Annotated in this window: 1 pseudogene; it reads left to right on the plus strand. The window is 55.0% G+C overall.

From position 1 onward, the window contains the following. Positions 1-53: 53 nt before the first annotated feature. Positions 54-756, plus strand: a pseudogene (locus tag IEX86_RS25355) (IS5 family transposase); the annotation flags it as partial.

The following is a 756-nucleotide window of genomic DNA, read 5'->3' on the forward strand; positions in this document are numbered from 1 at the left end:
TCTGAAAAATCGATTTGCTAGGCTATCCTGTCTTTTCCGAACGGAGAGCAGAGATGACGGGCCGTTACGCGTTAGACGATCAAGCATGGGCGCTGATTCGCGATTTGGTTTCTCACAGGCAGCAGCGGGGGCGGCGCCGCAAGGATGATCGCCTGATGCTTAACGGCATCCTTTGGGTGTTGTGCTCAGGGGCGAAGTGGCGCGACCTACCCGATCACTTCGGCGCCTGGCAAACGGTCTACCACCGTTTCCGTATCTGGCGAGACCGCTTGTTGTTTAAGACTCTGCTCAAACGGCTTCATGTGGAGCTGAGGCAGGACGGTCGTATTGATCTAGGCACCTGGATGGTTGACTCAACCTCTATCCGTGCAACGCGTGCCGCTTCAGGCGCTCCTAAAAAAGGGGTAACCAAACGCTGGGACGCAGCTGTGGCGGGCTGACAAGCAAACTCCATCTCGCCTGCGATACACAAGGCATGCCCTTAAGCTTTACTGTCTCGCCTGGGCATCACGCTGATAGCCGTTACTTTACAAGTGTACTGGATAAGGTTTGTCTGCCCTCTCCGCCAGGTCGACCTATCAAGCGGTGCCGTACAGTTCTAGCAGATAAAGGATATGACAGCCAGTCGCTACGTCAGTACTGTGATCGCTTAAGGATCAAGCCTATTATCCCGTTACGCCAGATGCATCGGCGCCCTAGGACAGGCTTGCCCAGACTGTTTGACCGCCCCGCCTATCGTAAGCGCAATGTTATCGA

It is taken from the genome of Pseudomonas asuensis (assembly GCF_014646755.1).
In the GTDB taxonomy this organism is placed as follows: domain Bacteria; phylum Pseudomonadota; class Gammaproteobacteria; order Pseudomonadales; family Pseudomonadaceae; genus Chryseomonas; species Chryseomonas asuensis.